We start from the raw sequence: 22,441 nt of genomic DNA, 5'->3' as shown, positions 1-22,441 counted from the left end.
AAAGCGCTCGCCCAGCTGTTGCATTTACGCGGGAACCGCTGAGCATGATCCTGTCCAACTGGCTATAACGCTCGCTCCACCTTGCCCTACGGCATGCGAGCTCAGCCATACGGAGAAGACCACCATGCCCAGCTCATCCAGCAGTTCCGCCAGCCAGTCCCACATGACGGCGCAGGAAGCCAGTGACAATTACACCGACGCCGGCGTGCGCAATGACTTGGCCAAGGTCGCCGTCGGTAACGACATCAACGACATCTTCTTTGCGGCCGTCGAGATGACACGCATGCCGATGATCGTGTCCGACCCCAATCGTCCGGACAACCCCATCGTCTTCGTCAACAATGCCTTCATCAACATGACCGGCTACAGCCGCGCGGAAGTGGTGGGCAAGAATTGCCGCTTCCTGCAAGGTCCGGAGACCGATCGTTCGGTCGTGGCCGAGGTACGGCGGGCGGTGGCGGAGCGGCGCGAGATCGCAACAGAACTGTTGAACTATCGCAAGAACGGTTCGACCTTCTGGAATGCGCTGTTCATCTCGCCGGTCTATGACCAGCAGGGCAACCTGAAGTATTTCTTCAGCTCCCAGCTCGACATCAGCCGCCGCCGCGACGCCGAGCAGGCGCTGGGGCAGGCGCGCAAGATGGAGGCGCTGGGCCAGTTGACCGGCGGCATTGCCCACGACTTCAACAACCTGCTGCAAGTCATCACCGGCTATCTGGACATGATCAACCTCGCCCTGCGCAGCGACAAGCCCGACCTGACCCGGGTGGCGCGCAGCGCCGACAGCATCCGCAAGGCCTCCGGCAAGGCCGCCATGCTGACCCAGCAGTTGCTGGCCTTCGCCCGCAAGCAGCGCCTGGAAGGCCGCACCATCAACCTCAACTCGCTCACCGAGGGCTTCACGGACCTGGTCACGCGCACCCTGGGTGGCGACATCACGGTACACACCGAACTGGCCCGGGGACTCTGGAACTGCCGTCTTGATCCGACCCAGATGGAGGTGGCGCTCTTGAACGTGCTCATCAATGCCCGCGACGCCATGAATGGCCGTGGCCGCGTGCGCATCCGTACCGCCAATGAAGATCTGGCCGATCCGGACCGGGCGGTGCAGCTGGGCCTCAAGGAAGGCCTGTATGTGTCCATCGCCATCAGCGACGATGGCCCCGGCATCGCGCCTGACATCCTGCCGCGCGTGATGGACCCGTTCTTTACCACCAAGGACGAGGGCAAGGGCACCGGCCTGGGCCTGTCGATGGTGTATGGTTTCGTGAAGCAGTCGGGCGGCTCGGTGCGCATCACCTCCGGGGCCGAGGGCGGCACCACGGTGACCATCTATTTCCCGGCCACGCAGGACCAGGTCGGCGGCGGCTTCGACTACGACAACCGCACCCAGAGCCAGGGCGGACAGGAACATATCCTGGTCGTGGATGACCGCCTGGAAGTGGCCGAGCTGGCGCAGACGATGCTGGAAAGCCTGGGCTATCGCGTGAGCATGGTCAACTCGCCGGCCGAAGCGCTGCAACTGATCCGCGCCGGCCGTCCGGTGGACCTGCTGTTTACCGATCTGATCATGCCGGGCAGCATGAACGGTGTGGTGCTGGCGCGAGAAGCCAAGCGCATGTTGCCCACGATCAAGGTATTATTGACTACCGGTTACGCTAGCGAGTCATTGGAGCGGCACGGCGCGGATGGTGAGTTTCCCGTCCTCGACAAGCCTTATCGCCATGACGAGCTGGCCCGCAAGATCCGCATTGTCCTCGACGGCGCCACTGGCGTGAGCTGAAAATTCCAACAACAAGCCGTCTGTCGGACCCCACCCCCCATTACCCTCCAAGGGGAGCCGCACCATGGAACTGGAACACCTGCTGGCCAGGGCGCACTCCCTGGCCTATCGCATCTGCGCCGAATTCAACGGCCAGCCGCTGCCCGACGATCAGCGCGCCTGCGCCGTCATCGGCTGCCTCACCGTGGCCCAGCAGCATCACTGCGCCATCGGCATCCTGCTGCGTCAGGAGATGCCCGTCAACGCCTCGGCCTTTGCCCTGGTGCGCGAGCAGATCGCTACCGTCTTCAACGCCCTCTGGCTGTGGTATTGCGCCAGCACCGAGGAGGTGCAACGCTTCATGGCGCACGGCAGCGGCAAGAGCCTGCACCAGCTGGTGGCCCAGGTCGATGGCCTCCTGGCCAACAGTCCCACGGCTGAAGCGGCGATCCTGCGCGGCCACTCGGCGCAGTTGAGCGATTTTGTCTTCGCCGGCGAGCCGCGCATCCGGCATTGGCTCGACATTAATGAGGTCGATGCCCTCTATTCGGAAGAGACGGTCGGCCAACTGGTCGCGTTATCCAACTCCATGGCCGAACTGGGACTGGCCAGCTATCGCACCGTCTACAACAAGCACATCACCAGCACGCATGAAGAGCCCGGCGCATTGCGCCGGCTGGACGCGGCGGGCTAGCCCGTCTTGTCGATCAGTGCAGTGGGCAACAGGCGGGCCGCCGCCTGTTGCGCGCTCATCCCGGGCTGCCAGGGCAAGCGGCCAAGCAAGGGCGCCTGCAATCTTGTCTGCAGGCTCTGCACCATGGCCTCCATACAAGCCTCTGCCGGATCGATCTCGTTGGCCACCCAGCCCAGCAGCACCAAGCCCCGCGCGGCGATCGCCTGTTGCGTCAGCAGGGCATGGTTGATGCAGCCCAGCCGCATCCCCACCACCAGCACCACCGGCAAGCCCAGCCTGGCCACCAGGTCGTCGGTATTGTGCCTGGCATCCAGTGGCACCATGAAGCCGCCCGCACCCTCGACGATCACGCAGTCGCTGACCGCGCGGAGGTGCGCATGGCAGGCCGCCAGGTGTTCCAGTTCGATGGTCACGCCTTCCTCGGACGCAGCGATATGCGGGGCCGTCGCCCGCCGCAGCAGGTAGGGATTGACCCACTGCGGCGGGACCTGCACATTGGTCTGCGCCTGCAGCGCCAGCACATCCTCGTTGCACCAGCGCTGGCCGTCATGGAAGGCGCCGGAGGCCACCGGCTTCATGCCCACGCAACGCAGACCATGCGCCACATGCAGATGCACCAGCGCCGAAGCCACCAGGGTCTTGCCCACGCCGGTGTCGGTGCCGGTGACGAAGATGCCCTCGTGCCTGGCGCGATATGCACGATAGGCACGATACGTCGTATACGCCGCCGTGTTCACAGGGCCTCCATCGTGGCGGCGAAGGCGGCGTGCAACTGGCGTCCCAGCCAGTGCGCCTGTTCTTCATCGAGCAGATAGGGCGGCATCAGGTAGAGGCTGGTCCCGATGGGGCGCACCAGCACTTCGCGCTGCGCCGCTTCGGCGGCCATCCGGCGCGAGAAGGCCGCAGCGGCCGAGCCCTCCAGCACGGCGTCGCAGGCCCAGATCATGCCGCGCTGGCGCACATGGCGCACCCGCTCGTCCTGCGCCAGCGGCTGCAAGGCCGCCGCCAGCACCGGGGCGAAGGCGCGATTGCGTTCCAGCACAGCGTCTTCGGCAAAGATGGCCAGCGTGGCCAGGGCGGCGCGGCAGGCCAGCGGATTGCCCGTGTAGGAGTGCGAATGCAGGAAACCGCGCCGCACATCGTCGTCATAGAAGGCCTGGTAGATGGCCTCGCTGCTCATGACCAGCGACAAGGGCAGGTAGCCGCCGCTGATGCCCTTGGACAGGCACAGCAGGTCGGGCCAGACGCCCGCCTGTTCGCAGGCAAAGAAGCTGCCGGTGCGGCCGCAGCCGACGGCGATCTCGTCAGCGATCAGGTGGGCGCCGTAGCGGTCGCACAGGTGGCGCAGGCCGCGTATGTAAGCCGGATCATGCATGGCCATGCCAGCGGCACACTGCACCAGCGGTTCCACGATGAGGGCGGCGATGCGTCCCTGGCGCTGCTGCAGGATACGTTCCACATCGTCCAGCGCCCGCGCGGCCACTTCCTGGGCGCTCTCGCCGGGGGCAGCCTGGCGCGCATCGGGGGAGGCCGCCACATGGGCCGGGCGCAGCAGGCTTTCATAGGCTGAGCGGAACAGGGGCGTATCGGTGACGCCCAGCGCGCCCACGGTCTCGCCGTGGTAGCCGCCGGCGATGCAGATGAATTCGTTCTTGTCTGGCTGACCGCCATTGCGCCATGCATGCACGCTCATCTTCAGCGCGATCTCCACCGCCGAGGCGCCATCGGAGGCGTAGAAGCAATGTCCCAGCGCCTGCCCGGTCAGCGCCGCCAACTGCTCGGACAGCGCCACCACCGGCTCATGGGTGAAGCCGGCCAGCATGGCGTGTTCCAGCTGGCCCAGCTGTTCGACCAGGGCGGCATTGATGCGCGCATTGGTGTGGCCGAACAGGTTGACCCACCAGGAACTGATGGCGTCCAGATAGCGCCGGCCTTCGCTGTCATGCAGCCAGAGGCCATGGGCGCGCGTGATGGCAATGGGCGGCACGCTTTCATGACGGCGCATCTGGGTGCAGGGATGCCAGACGCTGCGCAGGCTGCGCGCCACCAGGGAGGACCAGGGGGCGCTCATGCCATCACCTGTTCGGCCTGCACCAGCGCCTCGATCAACTGCGCCACCTGTTCCTCGGTATGCAGCGCCGACAGGCTGATGCGCAGTCGCGCCGTCATCCTCGGCACGGTGGGCGGACAGATCGCCGGCACCCAGATCCCTTGCTCGCGCAGTTGCTGCATCAAGGCGCGGGCGCGGGCATTGTCGCCGATGATGAGGGGCTGGATGGGCGTCTGCGAAGGCAGCAATTGCCACGACAGCCCGGCCAGTCCCTTGCGCAGCTGGGCCACTAGGGCGCGCAGGTGGGTGCGACGCCATTCATCGGCGGCGATCACGGCCAGGCTGGCGGTAGCCGCCGCCGCCAGCGCCGGGGGATGAGCGGTGGTGAACATGTAGGTACGGGCGCGCTGCATGATCCATGCAAGCAGGTCCCGGTCGCCCGCCACGAAAGCACCTGCCACACCGGCCGCCTTGCCCAGCGTCCCCATGCACAGCACATGCGGGGCGCGCACGCCGGCATGGGCCAGGCTGCCGCGCCCCTGCGGTCCCAGCACGCCAAAGCCGTGGGCGTCATCGACCAGCAGCCAGGCGCCGTGGCGCGCGCAGACCTCGGCCAGCTCGGCCAGCGGCGCCTGATCGCCATCCATGCTGAAGACAGCGTCGGTCACCACCAGCTTGCGGCCACTGCCGCAGCGGGCCAGCACCTGGTCCAGGCGCTGGGTGTCGTTGTGGGGAAATACCTTCAGGCTGGCCCCGGACAAACGCGCGCCATCGATCAGCGAAGCGTGGCTGAGGCGATCCACCACGACGGTGTCGCCGGCGCCGACCAGTGCGCCGATGACGCCCATATTGGCCATGTAGCCACTGCCAAAACCCAGCGCTGCCGGCAGGCCCGTAAAGTCGGCCAGCGCGCGTTCCAGCGTCTCGTGCGCTGCGCTGTGGCCGCTGATCAGGGCCGAGGCTGCCGCGCCCATGCCGTATTGGCCCAGCGCGGTCACGGCGGCTGCGGTGATGGCCGGGTGATTGGCCAGCCCCAGGTAATCATTGCTGCAAAAGGACAGGTAGGGACGCGCCTCTACCGTCAATAGCGGGCCTTGCGCACTGCTGACGGTGCGCCGGGTGCGCAGCAGGCTCTGGCGCGTCAGTTCATCGAGTTGTTCGTGAAAGTCATGCATGGTGATTCCTTGTGAATACCACCGGCAGGCGGGCCAGCGCCCGGTAGGCGGGATTGTCCTGCCAGACCGGCGCCGCCGTGTCCAGCGCCAGGGTGGGCAGGCGGCGCATGAGCGCGGTGAAGGCGATCTCGGCTTCCATCTGCGTCAATGCCGCGCCCAGGCAGACATGCGGTCCCTGGCCAAAGGACAAGTGCATGCCCTGATCGCGGCGGATGTCGAAGTCCTGCGGCTGGCGATAGCGCTTGGCATCGTGATTGGCCAGCCCGATGTGCAGGATGGCCAGGTCACCGCGCGCCAGGGTCTGGCCGTCCAGCTGCACCGGCGCCAGCAGGCGGCGGCCGGTGTATTGCACCGGGCTGTCATGGCGCAGCATCTCGCGGATGGCGCTGCGCAGCCAGTGCGGCTCGGACTGGAGCAGCCGCCATTGCTCCGGATGGCGTAACAGCGCCAGCAGGCCATTGCCCAGCAGGTTGCGGGTGGTCTCGTAGCCGGCGAAGAGCAGGGTGCTGCATTGGGCCAGCAGTTCGACCTGGTTGATTTGCGCTTGCTGGCGGGCCTGCAGCAACTGCGCCAGCAGGCTGTGCGGCGGCAGTGTCTGTCCCTGCTCCTGCTCCAGCGTGGTGCTGAAGAAGTCGCACAGGGCCTGCATCGCGTGTTGCGCTGCCAGGGTCTGGGCGGCGTCGGGCGTGGGACTGCCGATGAAGGCCGCCAGATCGGCAGCCCAATCGATGAAGGCCGGCGGCACTGCGCCGGGCAGGCCCATCAGCCGGGCGATGGCCAGCGCCGGCAGGGGGCGGGCAAAGCGGCTGATGAAGTCGAATCCGCGATGGGACTGCGGGTCGCGCAGGATGTCGTCGATCAACTGCTGGGCGATGGCTTCGATGGCCGGGGCTTGCAGGGCCAACTGGGCCGGCTTGAAGCCGGGATTGAGCACGCCGCGCAGGCGACGATGCGCGCGGCCATCCAGAAACAGCAGCGAGCGCGAGAACAGCCGCTTGAAACGGCGCTCGGCAGCGCTGTCCCCCTGCTTGTCGCCAAGGCCGCTATTGATCCAGCGCGCCGCTCGCCGCACCGAAAAGCGCGGATCGCGCAGCGCCTCCGCCACTTGCTCATGCCCGCTGATGACCCAGGCCCCGCCGCAGTGCGCGGTGCTCCACTGCACTGCCATCAGGCGCTGGCAGCGGCGGCCTGCAGGCCCAGGCGCGCCAACAGGTCCAGGTCCGAGGACACCGGCGTATTCGGTGTGGTCAGCAGCTTGCTGCCCAGGAAGATGGAGTTGGCGCCGGCGGCAAAGCAGAGCGCCTGGGTCGCATCGCTCATGCTTTCGCGCCCGGCCGACAGGCGGATCACTGCGTGGGGAAGGGCGATGCGGGCCACCGCGACGGTGCGCACGAATTCGAATTCATCCAGGGCCGGCACGTCTTGCAAGGGAGTCCCGGCAATCGGCACTAGATGGTTGATCGGCACCGATTGCGGCGGCACCGGCAGCGCCGCCAGCTGCGCGATGAGGCCGGCGCGCTGGGCGCGGGTCTCGCCCATGCCGATGATGCCGCCGCAGCAGACGCTCAATCCCGCCAGTTGCACGCGCTCCAGCGTGTCGAGCCGGTCCTGGTAGCTGCGGGTGGAGATGACCTGGCCGTAGAAGTCCGGGGCGGTATCGAGGTTGTGGTTGTAGTAGTCCAGGCCGGCTTCTTTCAAGGCCTCGGCCTGGGCCTGTTCCAGCATGCCCAGGGTCATGCAGGTTTCCAGGCCCAATGCGCGCACCTGGCTGACCATCTCGGTGAGCGCAGGCATGTCACGCTCCTTGGGATTGCGCCAGGCTGCGCCCATGCAGAAGCGGGTGGCGCCCTGGTCGCGGGCGGCGCGGGCGGCCTGCACCACCTCCTCGACGTCCATGAGCTTGCCGGCCGGCACGCCGGCCTCCTTGTGATGGGCCGATTGCGCGCAGTAGCCGCAATCCTCGGCGCAGCCGCCGGTCTTGATCGACAAGAGGCTGGAGAGCTGCACCTGGTTGGCCGGGTGGTGCTGGCGATGCACGGTCTGGGCCTGGTACAGCAGATCGAGGAAGGGCAGTTCGAACAGCGCCGCCACTGCGTCACGGCGTGCGCCGTCCGTGCTGGCGGGGCGGTGGAAGTGCAGCGGCGCGCTGGTCTGGCCGGCGGGGACGGAAGGGCAGTGGCTCATCGATAAAATCCAGAACGTGAGGGAAAAGGCTTAGAATTTCGTTCCGGCGGATTCTATCTTCGGCCAAATTCTTTTAACAATTTCTTTTTTTATAGATTATCTATAAATGAGCGAGCTCAACAACGTCCCTTCCAGCACCGTAGATCGCATTGCCGAGGTCCTGCGCCTGCGCATCATCCGGGGCGAAATCGCAGGCGGGGCGGCGCTGCGGCAGGATCATGTGGCCCAGGAATTCCAGTCCAGCCATGTCCCCGTGCGGGAGGCATTCCGACAACTGGAGGCGGAGGGATTGGTGCTGACTTTGCCCCGTCGCGGGGTGCGGGTGACGATGGTGGACCGGGCCACCGTGAAGGAAAACGCCGAGATGCGCGGTTCACTGGAAATCCTGGCGCTGCGCCACAGCGCCCGCAAGTTCGGCGCCGAGCACATTGCGCGCCTGGAGCAGGCCCATGCCGCCTGCGCCGCCGCCGGCTCGCTGGTGGAGTGGGACGCCGCCAACAACCTGTTCCACGACATCCTCTCCAGCGAATGCGGCATGCCGCGTCTGTTGGCGGTGCTGAAGCAACTGCAGCTGACCAATTCGCGCTACCTGTTCTCGACCGGCTTCAAACGCGGCTGGCAGCCCCGTTCCGACCACGACCACGCCCTCATCATCGAGGCCCTCAAGGAGCGCAAGATCGACCGCGCCGTGCAATTGCTAAGCATGCACATTGGCACCATGGAGCGGGTGGGCTTTGTGGCGGGCTGAGGCGCGCTTCAGGCCGCCTGGGCGGCTTGCGCGGCCTGGGCAGCTTCGGGCTGCTGGCGGCGCTGTTGCTGCACGAACTGCGAGGGCGGCAGGCCGACATGGCGGCTGAAGGCCACGCTGAAGGTGGAGGCCGAGCTGTAGCCCACCTGTAGCGCCACTTCCGCGATGCTGCCCTCGGCGCGCAGCAGCAGGCGCTTGGCCAGCGCCATGCGCCAGGCCAACAGGTAATCCATGGGCGTGAGTCCGACTTCGCGGCGGAAACGCTCGAAGAAGGACGAGCGCGACAAGGCCGCCACCCGCGCCAGGCGCGGCACGTTCCAGTCCTGCGCCGGCTGCGCATGCAGGGCGCGGATCGCCTGAGCCAGCCGCACATCGGCCAGTCCGCGCAGCAGGCCGGGCGAGGCGGCGACCGTGGGATCGTTGCTGGAGCGCAGGGCTTCGATCAGCAGCACTTCCAGCAGCCGCGCCAGCACCACCTCACGCGCCGGTCGCTGGGCGCGCGATTCGTCTCCCACCAGTTGTACCAGCGTGGCCAGCCTTGTATGGGCGCGCACCACGACCAGGTCAGGCAACAAGGACACCAGCAGCACCGAATCGGGCGACTCGAAGACGCAGTGACCCGCCACCAGCTGCACTTCCGCCGGGCCTCCCGGCGTACCCAGGTGATAGCGACCATCTGGCAACAACGGTGGCGGATTGCTCTCGTCAAGCAGGGTAGCGTCGTTTGTATGCAAGCTGGTCAATGCAAATCCATGCAAAGCCGGCGCCAGCACGAAATCCCCCGCTTCCAGCAGGATCGCCGGGCCCGCAGCGGGCTCGAGGCGGCAGCTGCCGTCCAGCACGGCGCAGTAGAAGGCCAGTTCCGGTCGGGAACGTTGCACCCGCCACGCGCCGCTGCCTTGCACGTACTTGGTGTAGCGCGCAGCGGGCTGGAGCAGGGTGACGACTTCGGCAAGGGGATCGGTGGGTTCAGACATGCTTGGACGATGGCAAATGAAATGCGGACTTTTGATTGTAGCAAGTCCGGAGTGTCCCGACTATGCTTGGCCTTGTTCTCACCCCCACACAAGGATGCTCACCATGAAGACCATTTTCATTACCGGCTGTTCGTCCGGCTTCGGCCTGGAAATTGCTCGCTACTTCCTGCAACGTGACTGGAAGGTCATCGCCACCATGCGCACGCCGCGTCACGACCTGCTGCCGGCCTCGCCGCATCTGCGCATCCTGCCCCTGGATGTGGTCGATGCCGACAGCATCCAGGCCGCCGTCGAGGCCGCCGGTCCCGTCGATGTGCTGGTCAACAATGCCGGCATCGGCAACCTGGGTGCGCTGGAAGCGCAGCCGATGGCGCAGGTGCGCGAGCTCTTCGAGACCAATACCCTGGGCAGCATCGCCATGACCCAGGCCTTCATCCCGCAGATGCGCGCCCGTGGGCAGGGTATGGTGATCAATGTGACCTCCTCGGTCACGCTGCGCTCGCTGCCGCTGCTGGCGGTCTACACCGCCAGCAAGGCCGCCATCAATGCCTTTACCGAATCACTGGCGCTGGAACTGGCCCCGCTGGGCGTGCAGGTCCGGCTGGTGCTGCCAGGGCGCTCGCCGCAGACGCGGTTTGCCGAGAATGCCCGGGCGCGCATGGAAGCTTCGGTGCCCGAGCCCTATGCCGCGCTGGCGGCACAGGTCTTTGAGAATTTCCAGGCAGCCACTCAACTGACCTATGCCGAGGACGTGGCCGAGGCGGTCTGGCAGGCCGCCAACGACCCCAACGCACCCATGCGCATCCCTGCCGGTGAAGATGCGCGGGAATGGGCGAAGGCTGGCTAGCGCTAGCTATAGCTAGAACCCATTTCATAAATAGGCGTGAGTGCGAGCGAGTCCCGTTTGGGATGAAGTGCAAGGCGCGAATTTGGGTCAAGACTGGGCGTCTTGACCCAAATTCGTAACGCAGCAATTCGCCCAAACGGGCCGCTCCCTCCGGGTTCTGCCCAGAAAGGGCGCTGGCGGCGTTGCGCTCCTTGCGTGTGGCACCGCCACACGACGCGTCGCGCGCCTTGCCAGCGCCCTTTCTGGGCAGAACGCATCTCACGCCTATTTATGAAATGGGTTCTAGTTAGAGCTCAGTGGCCATCCGGTGCAGCATCTCCGCCGTCTCGGTCGGGCGCGAGAGGAAAGGTGAATGGTCGCTGGCCAGCTCCTTGATGCGGCTGCAGCCGGAGCGGGCCGCCATCACCCTTTGCAGGACCGGATCGACGGCGCGGTCGCGGGTGCAGACGATGTAGCTCTTGGGCAGCTTGCCATAGGCTTGCTCGGACAGTTGCACCGGCGTGGTCATCGGCGCCATAGCCTGCGAACGGAACTGCGGCGCGGCCCACTGGGCCACGGCGTAAGGGGCGTCCTGCATGAAGGTCTCCACCCGAGCGGATGGGGGCGTGTCGGCGGCGATGGCGTCGTGCGCCAGCGCCACCGGCGAGGGCAGGCGCGCAGGCGCGAGCTCGGACAGCGAGCTCAGCGAGTCGCCGTTGACGGGCACGTAGGCGCACAGGTAGATGATGCGCGCCAGGCTGTCGGCGGCCTTCTCGGCGGCGGCGGTGACGGCGATCCCGCCCATGCTGTGGCCCACCAGCGTGACGCGTTTGCCGATGGCCTTGATGGCTTGCACGATGGCGTCGGCGTACAGGGATAGGGTGACCTGGTCCTGCGGCGTAGCGTCCGCGCCACTGCCGGGCAGGTCGATGCTGTGGACTTCGTGGCCGCGCATGGTCAGCTCGGCCGAGACGGCCGGCCACACCCATTTGCCTTGCCAGGCACCGTGGATCAAGAGGAAATTGGCCATGAGTGATGTAGGGAGATGAATGGAGATGAATGGAGGTGAATGAGTTTGTATGGATTTGTGTTTGCTGCAAATCCATACTAGCATTCACATCTGGGAGCAACAATCCAGATAACATCCATACAAGCGTCAGCGCAACGCACTCACTCTCCGGTATCCACGTGGACCCATCCGCACTTTCCCTGGCCTGGGCAGGCCGCTTTGCCGCCAATGGCGGGCCGCGCTATCTGCAGATCGTCGGCTTCATGGAGCAGGCCATCTCCGACGAACGGCTGCGCCCCGGCGACCGCCTGCCGCCGCAGCGGCAACTGGCCGAGCACCTCAAGGTCGACCTCACCACGGTCACGCGCGCCTATGGCGAAGCGCGCCGTCGCCATCTGCTGGAGGCGCGCGGCTCGGCTGGCACCTTCGTGGCTGCGCCCAAGGTGGACCTGAGCCAGTTGATCGACCTGTCGATGAACATCCCGCCGCCGCCGGCCGGCATCGATTTGAATGACCTGCTGCGCCAGGGGATGTCGCAAGTACTGATCCACAGCGACGCTGACCTGCTGATGACCTATCACCTGGGCGGCGGCGGCAGTGCCGACCGCGCCGCCGGGGCGATGTGGATGCAAGCCATGCTGGGCCCGGTGGATGAGGCGCGGGTGCTGGCCTGTCCGGGCGCGCAGTCGGCGCTGGCGGCGCTGGTGCTGTCCCAGACCCGGCCGGGCGAAGTGATCCTGGCCGAACCGCTGGCCTATCCGGGCCTCTTGACGGTGGCGGCGCACCTGGGCCGGCGCGTCGTGGCGGTGGAGGTGGACGACGAGGGCATGCGCCCCGATCTGCTCATGACCATGGCGCGGCGGCACCAGGCGCGTCTGGTCTATCTCAACCCGACGCTGCAGAACCCCACCACCCGCACCATGCCGGCCACGCGCCGGGCCGAGATCGCGGCGCTGGCCACACGGCTGGACCTGCGCATCATCGAGGATGATCCCTACTGGCGCTTTGCCGCCCATGCGCCCAGGCCGCTGGCGCACTATGCGCCGCAGCATGTGTTCTATGTCTCGACCTTGTCCAAGTGCCTGTTGCCGGGCTTGCGTACGGCCTATGTGCTCATGCCGGAGGGGCAGGCGCAGGAAGAGGTGCTGGGCGCCTTGCGCTCCTTCGTGCTGATGTCCACGCCGCTGATGACGGCCTTGTCCACCCAATGGATACATGACGGCACCGCAGCGACCCTGCTGGAAGGCATCCGCACTGAAGCCCGGGCGCGCCACGAACTGGCCTTGCGCACGCTGGGCGGAGCAGGGCTCTCTGCGGGCGGCGGCATCCACCTGTGGAAGGCGCTGCCGGCCCACTGGCAGGGGCAGGAATTCGTGCTCAAGGCGCGCCAGGCCGGGCTCAACGTGGTGTCGCAGAGCAGTTTCGCCGTGCCGCAAGACGGCCGCGAGCCGGGCGCGGACAGCGGTGGGCAGGGGGCTTGCATCCGCATTTCGCTGGGGCGTTCGCGCAGCCGCTTCGAGCTGGTCAACGCGCTGCGCCGGCTGATGGAACTGGCGCAGCGCCGCAGCCCGCGCGAAGTGGTGGTCTGAGCCTGACGTTCAGCGCGTCATCGAGGGCGCCAGCAGGCCATTCATGGCGTCGCTGACGATGAGCGCGGGCAGGGAGGTGCGGTCATTGCTGACGATGACGGTGTCCTTCTCGACATCGCCGGGCAGGCTCAACTGGCCGATGTAGCTGCAATCGTCGCTGCAGGTGTAGCGCAGCACGGTCTGGCCGCGCACGGCTTCGAGGATGTACTGGCCGTGCTCCATGCCGTAGTAGCGCACACCCACCAGCTGGCGCTCGGGTGTATGGGGATCTTCATAGAAATACTGGCCGCGTTCCACCCGCACATAATGCGGCCACGGTGAGGTGCCCGGCGGCGCAATGGCGGCAAGCTGGGAGGCGTTGAGCCCCAGTTGCAGCGGTGGCTGCGGTGACTGCTTGAGAACCGCTGCCTCGGGACGGTTCACTGCCTGCGCAGCGTCCTTGGGAGCGCGGTGGGCCAGTGCCGGAGCCGGGTCCGAAGCTGAAGCAGCGTTTGCCTGCGCCTGCAGTTCAATGCTGCGGCGCTGGTACCATTCCAGCAGGCAACTGCGGTCGCGACAATGCTGCTCACGCCAGCGCCAGTGCAGGTCGGCATCGGCGCGCCAGGCCCGCTTGTCGGGGGCGCCCGCGCGCGCCTGGCGGAACAGCACACCGAGGCGGTCGTCCAGGGCCGACAACTGCGGGTCCGCGCAGATCATCTTTTCATTGGACGAGCCGGCCTTGGCGCAATCGAAACTGGCCGCTCGCGTGGAGTGCCAGGCCAGCGCAGACAAAGCGGTGAACGTGAGCAGGGCCGAGTAGCGGGCAAGAGTATGCATGGCGATACCATCCGTATTGCGAGAAAGCGATGGGCGTGAGCATGGCACTGGGCGTGCGCGGCCAAAACGCAGATAAGAACCGGAATTTTTTTAAAATCTTTGCACCTGCAAAAGTGTGTTCGGCGTTCTTAACATCCGCGCCACGCAGACCCTGGCGCATCCAAGTAGAATCGCGCTCTTGAACAAGCAAACGAGTACCGTCCTCCCCATGCAGGAGCCTTCCCAGCAACTGGACCTGCGCCCCGGCGAGCGGGCCGGCTTCATTCTCACGCGGCACTGGCGCGATACGCCGGCCGGCGTGGAAATCGAGCTCTGGCTGGCCACCGATGCCGGCGCGCAATGCCTGCGCCTGCCGCCGCAGCAGGCGGTGGCCTTCGTACCGCAAAGCGAGCAGGCGCGCGTGCAGGACCTGTTGCGGGGTGTGGCCGGGATCGAACTGAAGTCGCTGGATGCGCTCAAGGATTTCAGCCAGCGCCCGGTGATGGGACTGTATGCCCGTCACTATCGCCAGTTGCTGCGGCTGGAAAAGCAGTTGGTGGCCGCCGGGATCAGCGTCTACGAGGCCGACATCCGCCCGCCCGAGCGCTACCTGATGGAGCGCTTCATCAATGCACCGGTAGCCTTCAGCGGCGAGGACGACGGTCACGGGGTGCTGTGCCAGGCGCGCCTGCGGCCCCTGCCGGGCTATCGCCCGCCGTTGCGGCTGGCCTCGCTGGACATCGAGACCAGCTGGCAGGGCGAACTCTATTCGATTGCCATCGAGGGTTGCGGCCAGCGCACCGTCTATACCCTGGCGCCGGCCAGCGGGGCGGTGCAGGCGGTGGATTTCGCGCTGCACTTCTGCGACTCGCGGCGCGAGCTGATCGAAGCGCTCAATGCCTGGATGGCCCGCCACGACCCCGACGCCATCATTGGCTGGAACCTGATCCAGTTCGACCTCAACGTCTTGCAGAAGCAGGCTGACAAATACCAGACCCGCCTGCTATTGGGTCGCGCCGCGCAGCCGCTGGAATGGCGCAAGCACGGCCTGCGCGCCGGCCATCTGCTGGTCAGCGCACCGGGACGGCTGGTCATCGACGGCATCGAGAGCCTGCGTTCGGCCTTCTGGAATTTTCCCTCGTTCAGCCTCGAGAATGTGGCGCAGACGCTGCTGGGCGAGGGCAAGGCCATCGCTACGCCTTACCAGCGCATGGACGAGATCGACCGCATGTTCGCCGAGGACCGGGCGGCCCTGGCGACCTACAACCTCAAGGATTGCGAACTGGTCACGCGCATCTTCGCCGTCACCGACATCCTCTCCTTCCTGCTGGAGCGCGCCAGCGTGACCGGCTTGCCGGCCGACCGCAGCGGCGGCTCGGTGGCGGCCTTCACCCATCTCTATCTGCCGCAATTGCACCGCAAGGGCTACGTCGCCCCCAACCTGGGCGACGCCGAGGCGCTGGCCAGCCCGGGCGGCTTCGTGATGGATTCGCGCTCGGGGCTGTACGATTCGGTCATCGTGCTGGACTACAAGAGCCTGTATCCCAGCATCATCCGCAGCTTCCTGATCGATCCGGCCGGGCTGGTCGATGGCACCCTCAATGAAAGCGAAGCGCAGACCGTGCCCGGCTTCAATGGGGCGCGCTTCTCGCGCCGCAGCCACAGCCTGCCGGCCATCATCGAACAGATCTGGCAGGCCCGCGAACAGGCCAAGGCGCAGGGCAACAAGCCCTTGCAACAGGCGCTGAAGATCATCATGAATTCCTTCTACGGCGTGCTGGGTTCGACCGGCTGCCGTTTCTTCGATTCACGGCTGGCCTCGTCGATCACCCGGCGCGGCCACGAGATCATGCATCGCACCCGCCAACTGATCGAAGAGCAGGGCTATGAAGTCATCTATGGCGATACCGATTCCACCTTCGTCTGGCTGCGCAGCGCCCACAGCGACGAAGAGGCGCGCAGCATCGGCCTGGCCCTGACCAGCCGCATCAACGACTGGTGGCGCCTCCACCTGCACCAGCAATATGGGCTGGAGAGCGCGCTGGAGCTACAGTACGAGGTGCATTACCAGCGCTTCCTCATGCCCACCGTGCGGGGTTCGGACACCGGCAGCAAGAAGCGCTACGCCGGTTACGTCCGCACCGCCGAGGGCGAGGACAAGGTGACCTACAAGGGGCTGGAGACGGTGCGCACCGACTGGACGCCGCTGGCCCAGCGCTTCCAGCAGGAGCTGTACCTGCGCATCTTCCGGGGCGAAGCGTATCGGGATTACGTGAGGTCGTACGTGGCCGAGCTCCTGGCCGGACGGCTCGACGAACTGCTGGTCTACCGCAAGCGCCTGCGCCGCCAGCTCGACCACTACGAAAAGAACGTGCCGCCCCATGTGCGCGCCGCACGCATGGCGGATCAGGTCAACCAGGATGATGGACGTCCACTGCAATACCAGCAAGGTGGCTGGATCACCTACGTGATGACCACCGCCGGCCCCGAACCGCTGGAAAAGCGCAGCGCCGCCATCGACTACGGTCATTACCTGGAGCGCCAGCTGGCGCCGGTGGCCGACGCCATCCTGGTGTTCGTGGGCGACAGCTTTGCCGCGCTCACCTCGCCGCAGCAGGAATTGTTCTGATGCGCGTGACCCAAAGCAAAAGGGCCGGATTCATCGAATCCAGCCCCTTGCGTGAATAGCTGAAATGCAGTTGTGCAGCCGGTATCAGCGCAGCGGTGTATCCGAGTCGCGCAGGTTGCGGCGCACGCGTACCGGTACGGGCTTGAGCTCAGGCTGGCGATAGACGCGCAGCCAGATGTAGAGGCCGAACGCCAGCGCGCCGGTCACCAGATAAAGTGCGTAGAAAGCCACGGCGTAGCTACCGTAGTGCAGCAAGCTTTGGATGACGTCCATTTTTCCCTCTCACGGATAAGACCAGATTCGATGGCCTCATCCTATTCCCCAAGTGAAAGGCCAGATATCAGGGTTTTTCTGATGTACCGGCCTGACAACGATGCGGCTTCCCTCAAAGCCGGCATCGCGCCGTATTCCCGAACAGCAATTGTGCATCCTTCCAATACAGATTGCCATTGATAAATGTCAATCTGTGGCGGCCTTGCACCTCAGGGATGCGCCGCCGGCTGGGCCAGCGTCGCCGGTACTTGCAGATGATGCAAGAGCTTGCCGACCATGACGATCACGGTCAGGCCGACCACGCAGAAAAAGCCCGCCAGCGGGGTCAGGCTGTGGATGGAGACGAAACCGGCCAGCCCCATCATCGCCGCCGACACCAGCAGCAGGGCAAAGCCCAGGATGGCGCTGGTCAATCCGGCAATGTGCGGGAAGATGGAATTGCCCTTGGCCATCAGGGTGGGATACATGGCCCCGGCGCACAAGGCCATCACCAGCACCGGCGCGCACAGGGTCCAGACCGTCAGGCCCACCGACAGCGCCAGCAACAGCATGACGAAGGCCGCGCCCGTCATCACCCTGGCGCCCAGGCGCAGGCGTTGCTCGGCAGTGGGCAGGCGGCGGTGCGTGATGCGGTTCGAGATGCCGCCCAGGAAATACATCATGCCGATGGCCAGTGCCAGGTAGCCGAAGAAGGTCGGCGGCTGGTGCAGGGTGTTCTGGACCATGAAGGGACCGACGATGTTGAACACCAGCAGGATGCTGTAGCACAGGCCCTGCGCCAGGAAGCAGCTCTGGAACACCGGGCTGGCCAGCACCATGCGGGCGTTGCGCACCAGCGTGGCCGGATGCAGCCGCACCGGCTGGGCCAGCGTCTCGCGATAGCGCCACAGCACTGCCCACATGCCCAGCGAATAGACCAGCAGGAAGACCAGGCAGGAACGCCAGCCAAAGGCTTCCTGCAGGTGTGCGCCGATCACCGGCGCGATGATCGGCGCCAGGCCCCAGGCGATGGCCATGTAGGTGTAGGCATGCACCAGCGCCTGGCCGGCGAAGGAGTCGGTGATGATGGCCTTGGCCAGCAGGTTGGTGGCGGCGATGCCAAAGCCCTGCAGCACCCGCGCCGCCACGAAGGTCTCCAGGTTGGGCGCGGCCAGGGAGAGCACGCATCCCAGCGAGAACAGGCCCAGCCCCAGCGCCAGGATGCGCTTGCGTCCATAGGCGTCGGCCAGCGGGCCGAAGACCAGTTGGCCGAAGGCATAGGCGATCAGGTAAGCCGTCACGCTGGACTGGATGGCCTGGGCCGAGGTGGCGTAATCGATGGCCATCTCCGGCAGCGCCGGCACGTACAGGTCGATGGCCAACTGGCCGGCCGACGCAAAGGCGCAGATCAGGAACAGCAGGAAGCGCGGGTGATTGGGCGGATGCTTGGGGGAAGGCGGGACGATGGGGGCGATGGGGCTCATGGCGGACTGCAAGAAGGGGTACTGCCGAGTTGGCAAAGGGCCCTATTTTGACGGTAGACGCGCTTTTCTGCTGGCGGCAGGCCAAAAACGGCCAGAGCAGGGGCGCTGGGGTCTATGCTTTTTGGACAATTGCTAGAAGATATTCGATGTATTTTTCAAAATAATTCGAGTTCAAATCGCAATACCTCTATACCCATCTTCATTCCGGCCTCAGCGACGTATCGTTAGCGCGCGCAGCATGAGCAGCAGTCCCACCTTCCATCCAGACATCGGGGCTGCCTTCCAGGAATAGGTCAAGGTGAAGTGGCATGTCGATATTGCATCGTTTTTCCGTGCGTCAGGCACTGCGGGGGCTGGTGGCGCTGGTAGCCGTTCTGGTGGTGATGTGGGGAACGGCGACGGTATATGCCGAGCGCGCCCGGCAGGCGCTGGCGCAAGCGCAGGAGGCGCGCTTCACCGCCCTGGCGCTGGCCGCGGAGTTCCGCCAGGGCGTCGACGATCTCGCCCAACTGGCGCGTAGCTACGTGGTAAGCGGCGAAGCCCGCCTGCTCGAGCAGCACCAGGCGGTGCTGGACATCCGCGACGGCCAGCGCGCCCGGCCCCAGCAGTATGGGCGGGCCTATTGGGACCTGATCGGCGCCGATGGCCAGCCGCCCCGCCCAGACAGCACGGTCGCCGTCTCCTTGCGCAAGCTGATGGAGCAGGCCGGCTACAGCCCGGCTGAACTGGCCCGGCTGGACGAGGCCTGGCTCATGTCCGACGCCCTGGCCAGCACAGAGCGCCGGGCCATGCAAGAGATGCAGGGGGATGCCGCCGCGCGCGGGCCGGCGCAACAGATGCTTCATGGCGACGGCTACCAGTTGCACAGGACTTCGATCCTGCAGGCCTTTGACGACATGGTCGGCCTGCTGGAACAGCGCACGGCGCGTGAAGTCGCGCTGGCGCAGCTGCTGGCGCAGCGCCTGGCCTGGCTCAGTACGCTCCTGGCCGCGGCGGTGGTGGTGATCCTGGCGGTGAGCCTGCGGCTGCTCTACCGGGGCAGCGCCGGTCCGCTCGTACAGGCCACCAGCATGCTGGCGCAACTGGCGCGCGGCGACCTCAGCGACAGCGCTCCGGTGCGCGCCCGGGGGCAAGTCGCGGCCTTGCTCGATGCGCTGCAACGCCTGCGCAAGGCCATCGTGCGCCTGGTCAAGGGTGTGCATGCAGGCGCGGCGGCGATCCAGAAGGCCGCTGGCGACATGGCCGCCGGGACCGAGCACGTGGTCGCGCGCACCGAGGAGCAGGCCCAGGCGCTGCTGCAGGCCGCCGCATCGATGCAGCAATTGGCCGGCACCGTACAGCAGCACACCGCCCACACCCACCAAGCCAGCCGGCTGGCCAAGCGGGCCTGCGAGGTGGTGCGGCGCAGTGCGGCAGAGGTGGAACAGGTGGCGTCGGCGATGGCGGCCATCAAGGCCTCATCGGCACGCATCACCGATCTGGGCGGCCTGATCGACAGCATCGCCGTACAAAGCAAGCTGCTGGGCGCGAGCGCCTCCCTGGCCGGCTGTGGCAATGGCGCGGGAGGACGCACACTGAGCAGCGTGGCGCAAGAGGTGAGCGCCCTGGCGCAGCGCACGGCCAGCGCCGCCGCCGAGGTCAAGAGTCTTACCGAAACCGCCTTGCAGCAGATCCAGAACGGTAGCCGCAAGGCCGTGCAGGCCGAAGGCGCCATGCGCGAAGCGGTCTATAGCGTGGAGCGGGTCAGCCAGTTGATCGGCCAGATCGCCGAGGTCAACCTGGAGCAGACCTCGGGCATCGACCAGGTGGTGCAGGTGCTCAGGCAGGTGCAAGTGCTGACCCAGCAGAACGGCCTGTTGCTGCGGCAGACGACTTCGGCCGCGCGCGCCCTGAACGAGCAGACCGAGCAACTGACCCAGGCCGCCGCCGAATTCAGGCTGGAGGCCGGCTATGAAGATGGATGCATGGTCATCGACATGCCGGCCTGAGGCGCTCAATAGCGGGCGTCGTGCGGTTTGCGATCATGCGGCCAGTCCTTCACCTTGGCGGCAAAGTCCGGGCGCGGCTGGTGCGTAAAGAACTCGGCCACGTCCAGGGCTTCCTGATCTGACAATCCACCCTGGCCCAGGGGGAACCGGGCATGGAAGGCAATCGGCATGTTGCGCTTGACGAAGGCCGCCGCCGTGTAGGTGCGGGCCATGCCTGCGCCGATGTTGAAGGAGTCTTCCCCCCACAGCGGCGGATAGACCCACTGGCCGGCATCGTTCTTCACGCCTTCGCCCTGCTTGCCATGGCACAGCGCGCACTGCGCGGCGTAAAGGCGCTGGCCATTGACCGGATCGGGCGTCAGGCGCGGGTTGATCTTGCCCATGCCGCGTCCGGCCACCTTGTCGTCGGGCCGGGTTGCGCGGCGCATCCAGTCGAAGTAGGCGAGCATGGCCTTCATCTCTTCGCCCTCCGGTGGCAGCGGCCTGCCATTCATCGAGCGCTGGAAACAGCCATTGATGCGTTCCTGCAGGGTGATCACGCGCCCGGCGCGCGGGGCATAGGAGGGGAAGAAGGCCGATACCCCGACATAGGGGGAGCCGTCGGCCACGGTGCCGGCGTTGAGGTGGCAACTGGCACAATTGAGCGCGTTGCCGACATGGCCGGGCAACATCTGCCGGGTCTCGATGTTAAGTCGCGCGCCCTGGACCAACTGGCTGGCATTTTTTTCGCTGAGCATGTCGGCCAGGCGCGGCGTAACGAAGCTGCTAGCCTCCCCGGCGGGACCGGCGACCTGAGCGCGCATACGTCTGACCTGGGCGGGCGTGATTGCGCCGTCGCTGCGTTGGCCCCAGCGGGCGCGGGCGAAGCTGAGTATTTCGGCGATCTCCTGGTCGCTGAGCGCGGCGAAGGAAGGCATGGTCAGCGCATGGGGGCGGCTCTGCGTCTGCGGGGCGCGCCAGCCGGTGAGCATGATGTGGATCAGCGAAGAAGGCTCGGCCGATTGCAGTGCAGGATTGCCGGCCAAGGTCGGGAAGACGTCTTTCACGCCCGCGCCGTCGGCGCGATGGCAGTCCGCACAGAACTGCGCATAGGCTAGTCCGCCGCGTGTGCTCCAGAGCGGGTCTGGCCCGCCAGCCTGCGGGCCGGCCGGCTTGGCTGCAGCATTGTTGGTTGCTGGCATCTGCATGGGCAGCTCGCGCTGGGCGCGCGGCAGCGAGGCCAGATAGATGCCGATGGCCTCGAGGTCTGCATCGGTGAGGTATTGCGTGCTGTGCTGGACCACATCGACCATATTGCCCGCCACCGAACCGAAACGGTTGGCGCCGGTCTTGAGCAGTTGCGCCACGTCTTCAGGCTGCCATAGCCCGCGCAGGCTCAGGGCGCGCCAGTTTTCGACGGTTTCGCCGGACAGGAACAGTGCGCCATTCCTGTCGGCCTCGCTCATGGCTTTTTCCTGGAAGCCGATGCCGCGCGGCGTATGGCAGGCGCCGCAGTGACCCAGGCCCTGGACGATATAGGCGCCGCGATTCCATTGCGGGCTCTTGCTGAGGTCGGCCTGGAAGGGGGTGGCATCGAGGAAGGCCATGTTCCACAAGGCCATGCCCCAGCGCTGATTGAAGGGAAAGGACATGCCCAGCGGCGCATTGGCCTGCTCGACCGGCTGCACGCCTTGCATCAGGTAGAGATACAGCGAGCGCATGTCCGGCTCTGACATCTTGGCGTAGGAGGGGTAGGGCATGGCCGGATAGAGGCGATGACCATCGGCTGCCACTCCCTCGCGCATGACACGGTCAAATTGTTCGTAGGTGTAGCCGCCGATGCCGGTCTTGCGGTCCGGCGTAATGTTGGTGGAATACAGGACGCCGAAGGGCGTTTCCAGCGCCAGGCCGCCGGCCATGGGTTTGCTGCGGTCCTTGGTGTGGCAGGCCACGCAATCGCCCAGGCGGGCTACGTAGCGGCCGCGTTGCACTTGCTCGCGAACGGCTGGATCGAGCGCGCGCTGCAGCGTGTCGGGGAGGTCGTCGATGAGGGTATTGGCAGGCGGCGCCGCCAGGGCAGGTGCAGCCGCCGCCAGAACCAGCGAGGCTGGCAGCAGCCAACGGATGACCCGGCGCAGACAAGAATGGGGAAGCTTCATGATGGTCACAGGAAATGCGTCATGGAAATGGCTCCATTGAAACACTCCTGTCGCGCCGCGATGACCGGCTTCCCGACCTCGGAATTGACCTGCCTCAAATGCGGGAAAGTCGTTTCCGGCGTGGTTTTGCGGGCTTCCAAA

General features: G+C 66.1%; 18 protein-coding genes. 7 read left to right on the top strand and 11 right to left on the bottom strand.

Going from position 1 to position 22,441, the window contains the following annotated elements:
- Positions 1 to 124: 124 nt before the first annotated feature.
- Both BGK68_RS19870 and BGK68_RS19865 read left to right on the top strand, forming a co-directional pair.
- Positions 125 to 1,783, top strand: coding sequence for a histidine kinase famiy protein (locus tag BGK68_RS19870; RefSeq protein ID WP_198937234.1), 1,659 nt, complete (start codon positions 125 to 127; stop codon positions 1,781 to 1,783).
- A gap of 64 nt (positions 1,784 to 1,847) precedes the next feature.
- Complete coding sequence (locus BGK68_RS19865; protein WP_075258502.1) at positions 1,848 to 2,456, top strand: DUF6988 family protein; 609 nt, start codon at positions 1,848 to 1,850, stop codon at positions 2,454 to 2,456.
- On the opposite strand, the gene bioD is transcribed toward BGK68_RS19865, so the two are convergent.
- From bioD to bioB, 5 genes are read right to left on the bottom strand one after another with little or no spacing between them, the layout of a single operon-like run.
- The gene (gene bioD, locus BGK68_RS19860) at positions 2,453 to 3,193 is read right to left on the bottom strand and encodes a dethiobiotin synthase (protein WP_407645710.1); all 741 of its coding nucleotides are present in this window, start codon (positions 3,191 to 3,193) and stop codon (positions 2,453 to 2,455) included. The genes BGK68_RS19865 and bioD overlap by 4 nt on opposite strands.
- Entirely contained in the window at positions 3,190 to 4,527 is a 1,338-nt protein-coding gene (bioA, locus tag BGK68_RS19855; RefSeq protein WP_075258501.1) for an adenosylmethionine--8-amino-7-oxononanoate transaminase, read from the bottom strand. Before bioA ends, bioD begins: the two co-directional genes overlap by 4 nt.
- Positions 4,524 to 5,681, bottom strand: coding sequence for an 8-amino-7-oxononanoate synthase (gene bioF / locus BGK68_RS19850; RefSeq protein ID WP_075258500.1), 1,158 nt, complete (start codon positions 5,679 to 5,681; stop codon positions 4,524 to 4,526). Before bioF ends, bioA begins: the two co-directional genes overlap by 4 nt.
- The gene (locus BGK68_RS19845; protein WP_075258499.1) at positions 5,674 to 6,849 is read right to left on the bottom strand and encodes a cytochrome P450; all 1,176 of its coding nucleotides are present in this window, start codon (positions 6,847 to 6,849) and stop codon (positions 5,674 to 5,676) included. Before BGK68_RS19845 ends, bioF begins: the two co-directional genes overlap by 8 nt.
- A complete protein-coding gene (gene bioB, locus BGK68_RS19840; protein WP_075258498.1) occupies positions 6,849 to 7,865 on the bottom strand; it encodes a biotin synthase BioB in 1,017 nt (338 codons plus the stop codon). The genes BGK68_RS19845 and bioB overlap by 1 nt, the downstream gene beginning before the upstream one ends.
- Before the next feature lie 106 nt (positions 7,866 to 7,971).
- On the opposite strand from bioB, the gene BGK68_RS19835 reads away from it, so the two are divergent.
- Entirely contained in the window at positions 7,972 to 8,613 is a 642-nt protein-coding gene (locus BGK68_RS19835; protein WP_069374029.1) for a GntR family transcriptional regulator, read from the top strand.
- 8 nt (positions 8,614 to 8,621) lie between these two features.
- Here BGK68_RS19835 and BGK68_RS19830 read toward each other — a convergent pair whose 3' ends face one another.
- Positions 8,622 to 9,590, bottom strand: a complete 969-nt coding sequence (locus BGK68_RS19830) for an AraC family transcriptional regulator (protein WP_075258497.1) — start codon at positions 9,588 to 9,590, stop codon at positions 8,622 to 8,624.
- A gap of 103 nt (positions 9,591 to 9,693) precedes the next feature.
- Between BGK68_RS19830 and BGK68_RS19825 the strand changes: the two genes are divergently transcribed.
- Entirely contained in the window at positions 9,694 to 10,437 is a 744-nt protein-coding gene (locus BGK68_RS19825) for an SDR family oxidoreductase (RefSeq protein WP_075258496.1), read from the top strand.
- Positions 10,438 to 10,723: 286 nt separating this feature from the next.
- Here the strand turns inward: BGK68_RS19825 and BGK68_RS19820 are convergent, their stop codons facing one another.
- Entirely contained in the window at positions 10,724 to 11,446 is a 723-nt protein-coding gene (locus BGK68_RS19820; protein ID WP_075258495.1) for an alpha/beta fold hydrolase, read from the bottom strand.
- Between the two features lie 158 nt (positions 11,447 to 11,604).
- Here BGK68_RS19820 and BGK68_RS19815 point away from each other — a divergent pair, with 158 nt between their 5' ends.
- Positions 11,605 to 13,014, top strand: a complete 1,410-nt coding sequence (locus BGK68_RS19815; protein WP_198937233.1) for an aminotransferase-like domain-containing protein — start codon at positions 11,605 to 11,607, stop codon at positions 13,012 to 13,014.
- 9 nt (positions 13,015 to 13,023) lie between these two features.
- Here the strand turns inward: BGK68_RS19815 and BGK68_RS19810 are convergent, their stop codons facing one another.
- Positions 13,024 to 13,830: a lysozyme inhibitor LprI family protein gene (locus tag BGK68_RS19810; protein ID WP_075258494.1), complete on the bottom strand. Its 807-nt coding sequence runs from the start codon at positions 13,828 to 13,830 to the stop codon at positions 13,024 to 13,026.
- A gap of 208 nt (positions 13,831 to 14,038) precedes the next feature.
- On the opposite strand from BGK68_RS19810, the gene BGK68_RS19805 reads away from it, so the two are divergent.
- Positions 14,039 to 16,438, top strand: a complete 2,400-nt coding sequence (locus BGK68_RS19805; RefSeq protein WP_075258493.1) for a DNA polymerase II — start codon at positions 14,039 to 14,041, stop codon at positions 16,436 to 16,438.
- Positions 16,439 to 16,522: 84 nt separating this feature from the next.
- Here BGK68_RS19805 and BGK68_RS19800 read toward each other — a convergent pair whose 3' ends face one another.
- Positions 16,523 to 16,711, bottom strand: a complete 189-nt coding sequence (locus BGK68_RS19800; RefSeq protein ID WP_075258492.1) for a hypothetical protein — start codon at positions 16,709 to 16,711, stop codon at positions 16,523 to 16,525.
- Positions 16,712 to 16,920: 209 nt separating this feature from the next.
- Positions 16,921 to 18,174 carry a multidrug effflux MFS transporter gene (locus tag BGK68_RS19795; protein WP_075258491.1) on the bottom strand — a complete coding sequence of 418 codons (1,254 nt, stop codon included), beginning with the start codon at positions 18,172 to 18,174 and terminating at the stop codon, positions 16,921 to 16,923.
- Between the two features lie 308 nt (positions 18,175 to 18,482).
- Between BGK68_RS19795 and BGK68_RS28540 the strand changes: the two genes are divergently transcribed.
- Entirely contained in the window at positions 18,483 to 20,162 is a 1,680-nt protein-coding gene (locus tag BGK68_RS28540; protein WP_075258490.1) for a methyl-accepting chemotaxis protein, read from the top strand.
- Positions 20,163 to 20,167: 5 nt separating this feature from the next.
- Here BGK68_RS28540 and BGK68_RS19785 read toward each other — a convergent pair whose 3' ends face one another.
- Positions 20,168 to 22,300: a c-type cytochrome gene (locus BGK68_RS19785; RefSeq protein ID WP_083657947.1), complete on the bottom strand. Its 2,133-nt coding sequence runs from the start codon at positions 22,298 to 22,300 to the stop codon at positions 20,168 to 20,170.
- Between the last annotated feature and the right edge of the window lie 141 nt (positions 22,301 to 22,441).

The sequence above is a fragment of the Herbaspirillum camelliae genome (assembly GCF_001929405.1).
GTDB lineage: Bacteria > Pseudomonadota > Gammaproteobacteria > Burkholderiales > Burkholderiaceae_D > Herbaspirillum > Herbaspirillum seropedicae.
The sequence above is the reverse complement of the archived record's forward strand: the minus strand, read 5'-3'. Positions and strand labels throughout refer to the sequence as shown.

Bases quoted from the DNA above. Each gene is read 5' to 3' on its own strand.
- bioF (WP_075258500.1), bottom strand. From the start codon at position 5,681: ATGCATGACTTTCACGAACAACTCGATGAACTGACGCGCCAGAGCCTG.
- BGK68_RS19845 (WP_075258499.1), bottom strand. From the start codon at position 6,849: ATGGCAGTGCAGTGGAGCACCGCGCACTGCGGCGGGGCCTGGGTCATC.
- BGK68_RS19825 (WP_075258496.1), top strand. From the start codon at position 9,694: ATGAAGACCATTTTCATTACCGGCTGTTCGTCCGGCTTCGGCCTGGAA.
- BGK68_RS19785 (WP_083657947.1), bottom strand. From the start codon at position 22,300: ATGAAGCTTCCCCATTCTTGTCTGCGCCGGGTCATCCGTTGGCTGCTG.
- BGK68_RS19865 (WP_075258502.1), top strand. From the start codon at position 1,848: ATGGAACTGGAACACCTGCTGGCCAGGGCGCACTCCCTGGCCTATCGC.
- bioB (WP_075258498.1), bottom strand. From the start codon at position 7,865: ATGAGCCACTGCCCTTCCGTCCCCGCCGGCCAGACCAGCGCGCCGCTG.
- BGK68_RS19830 (WP_075258497.1), bottom strand. From the start codon at position 9,590: ATGTCTGAACCCACCGATCCCCTTGCCGAAGTCGTCACCCTGCTCCAG.
- bioA (WP_075258501.1), bottom strand. From the start codon at position 4,527: ATGAGCGCCCCCTGGTCCTCCCTGGTGGCGCGCAGCCTGCGCAGCGTC.
- BGK68_RS19800 (WP_075258492.1), bottom strand. From the start codon at position 16,711: ATGGACGTCATCCAAAGCTTGCTGCACTACGGTAGCTACGCCGTGGCT.
- BGK68_RS19870 (WP_198937234.1), top strand. From the start codon at position 125: ATGCCCAGCTCATCCAGCAGTTCCGCCAGCCAGTCCCACATGACGGCG.
- BGK68_RS19835 (WP_069374029.1), top strand. From the start codon at position 7,972: ATGAGCGAGCTCAACAACGTCCCTTCCAGCACCGTAGATCGCATTGCC.
- BGK68_RS19820 (WP_075258495.1), bottom strand. From the start codon at position 11,446: ATGGCCAATTTCCTCTTGATCCACGGTGCCTGGCAAGGCAAATGGGTG.
- BGK68_RS19805 (WP_075258493.1), top strand. From the start codon at position 14,039: ATGCAGGAGCCTTCCCAGCAACTGGACCTGCGCCCCGGCGAGCGGGCC.
- BGK68_RS19795 (WP_075258491.1), bottom strand. From the start codon at position 18,174: ATGAGCCCCATCGCCCCCATCGTCCCGCCTTCCCCCAAGCATCCGCCC.
- BGK68_RS19810 (WP_075258494.1), bottom strand. From the start codon at position 13,830: ATGCATACTCTTGCCCGCTACTCGGCCCTGCTCACGTTCACCGCTTTG.
- BGK68_RS28540 (WP_075258490.1), top strand. From the start codon at position 18,483: ATGTCGATATTGCATCGTTTTTCCGTGCGTCAGGCACTGCGGGGGCTG.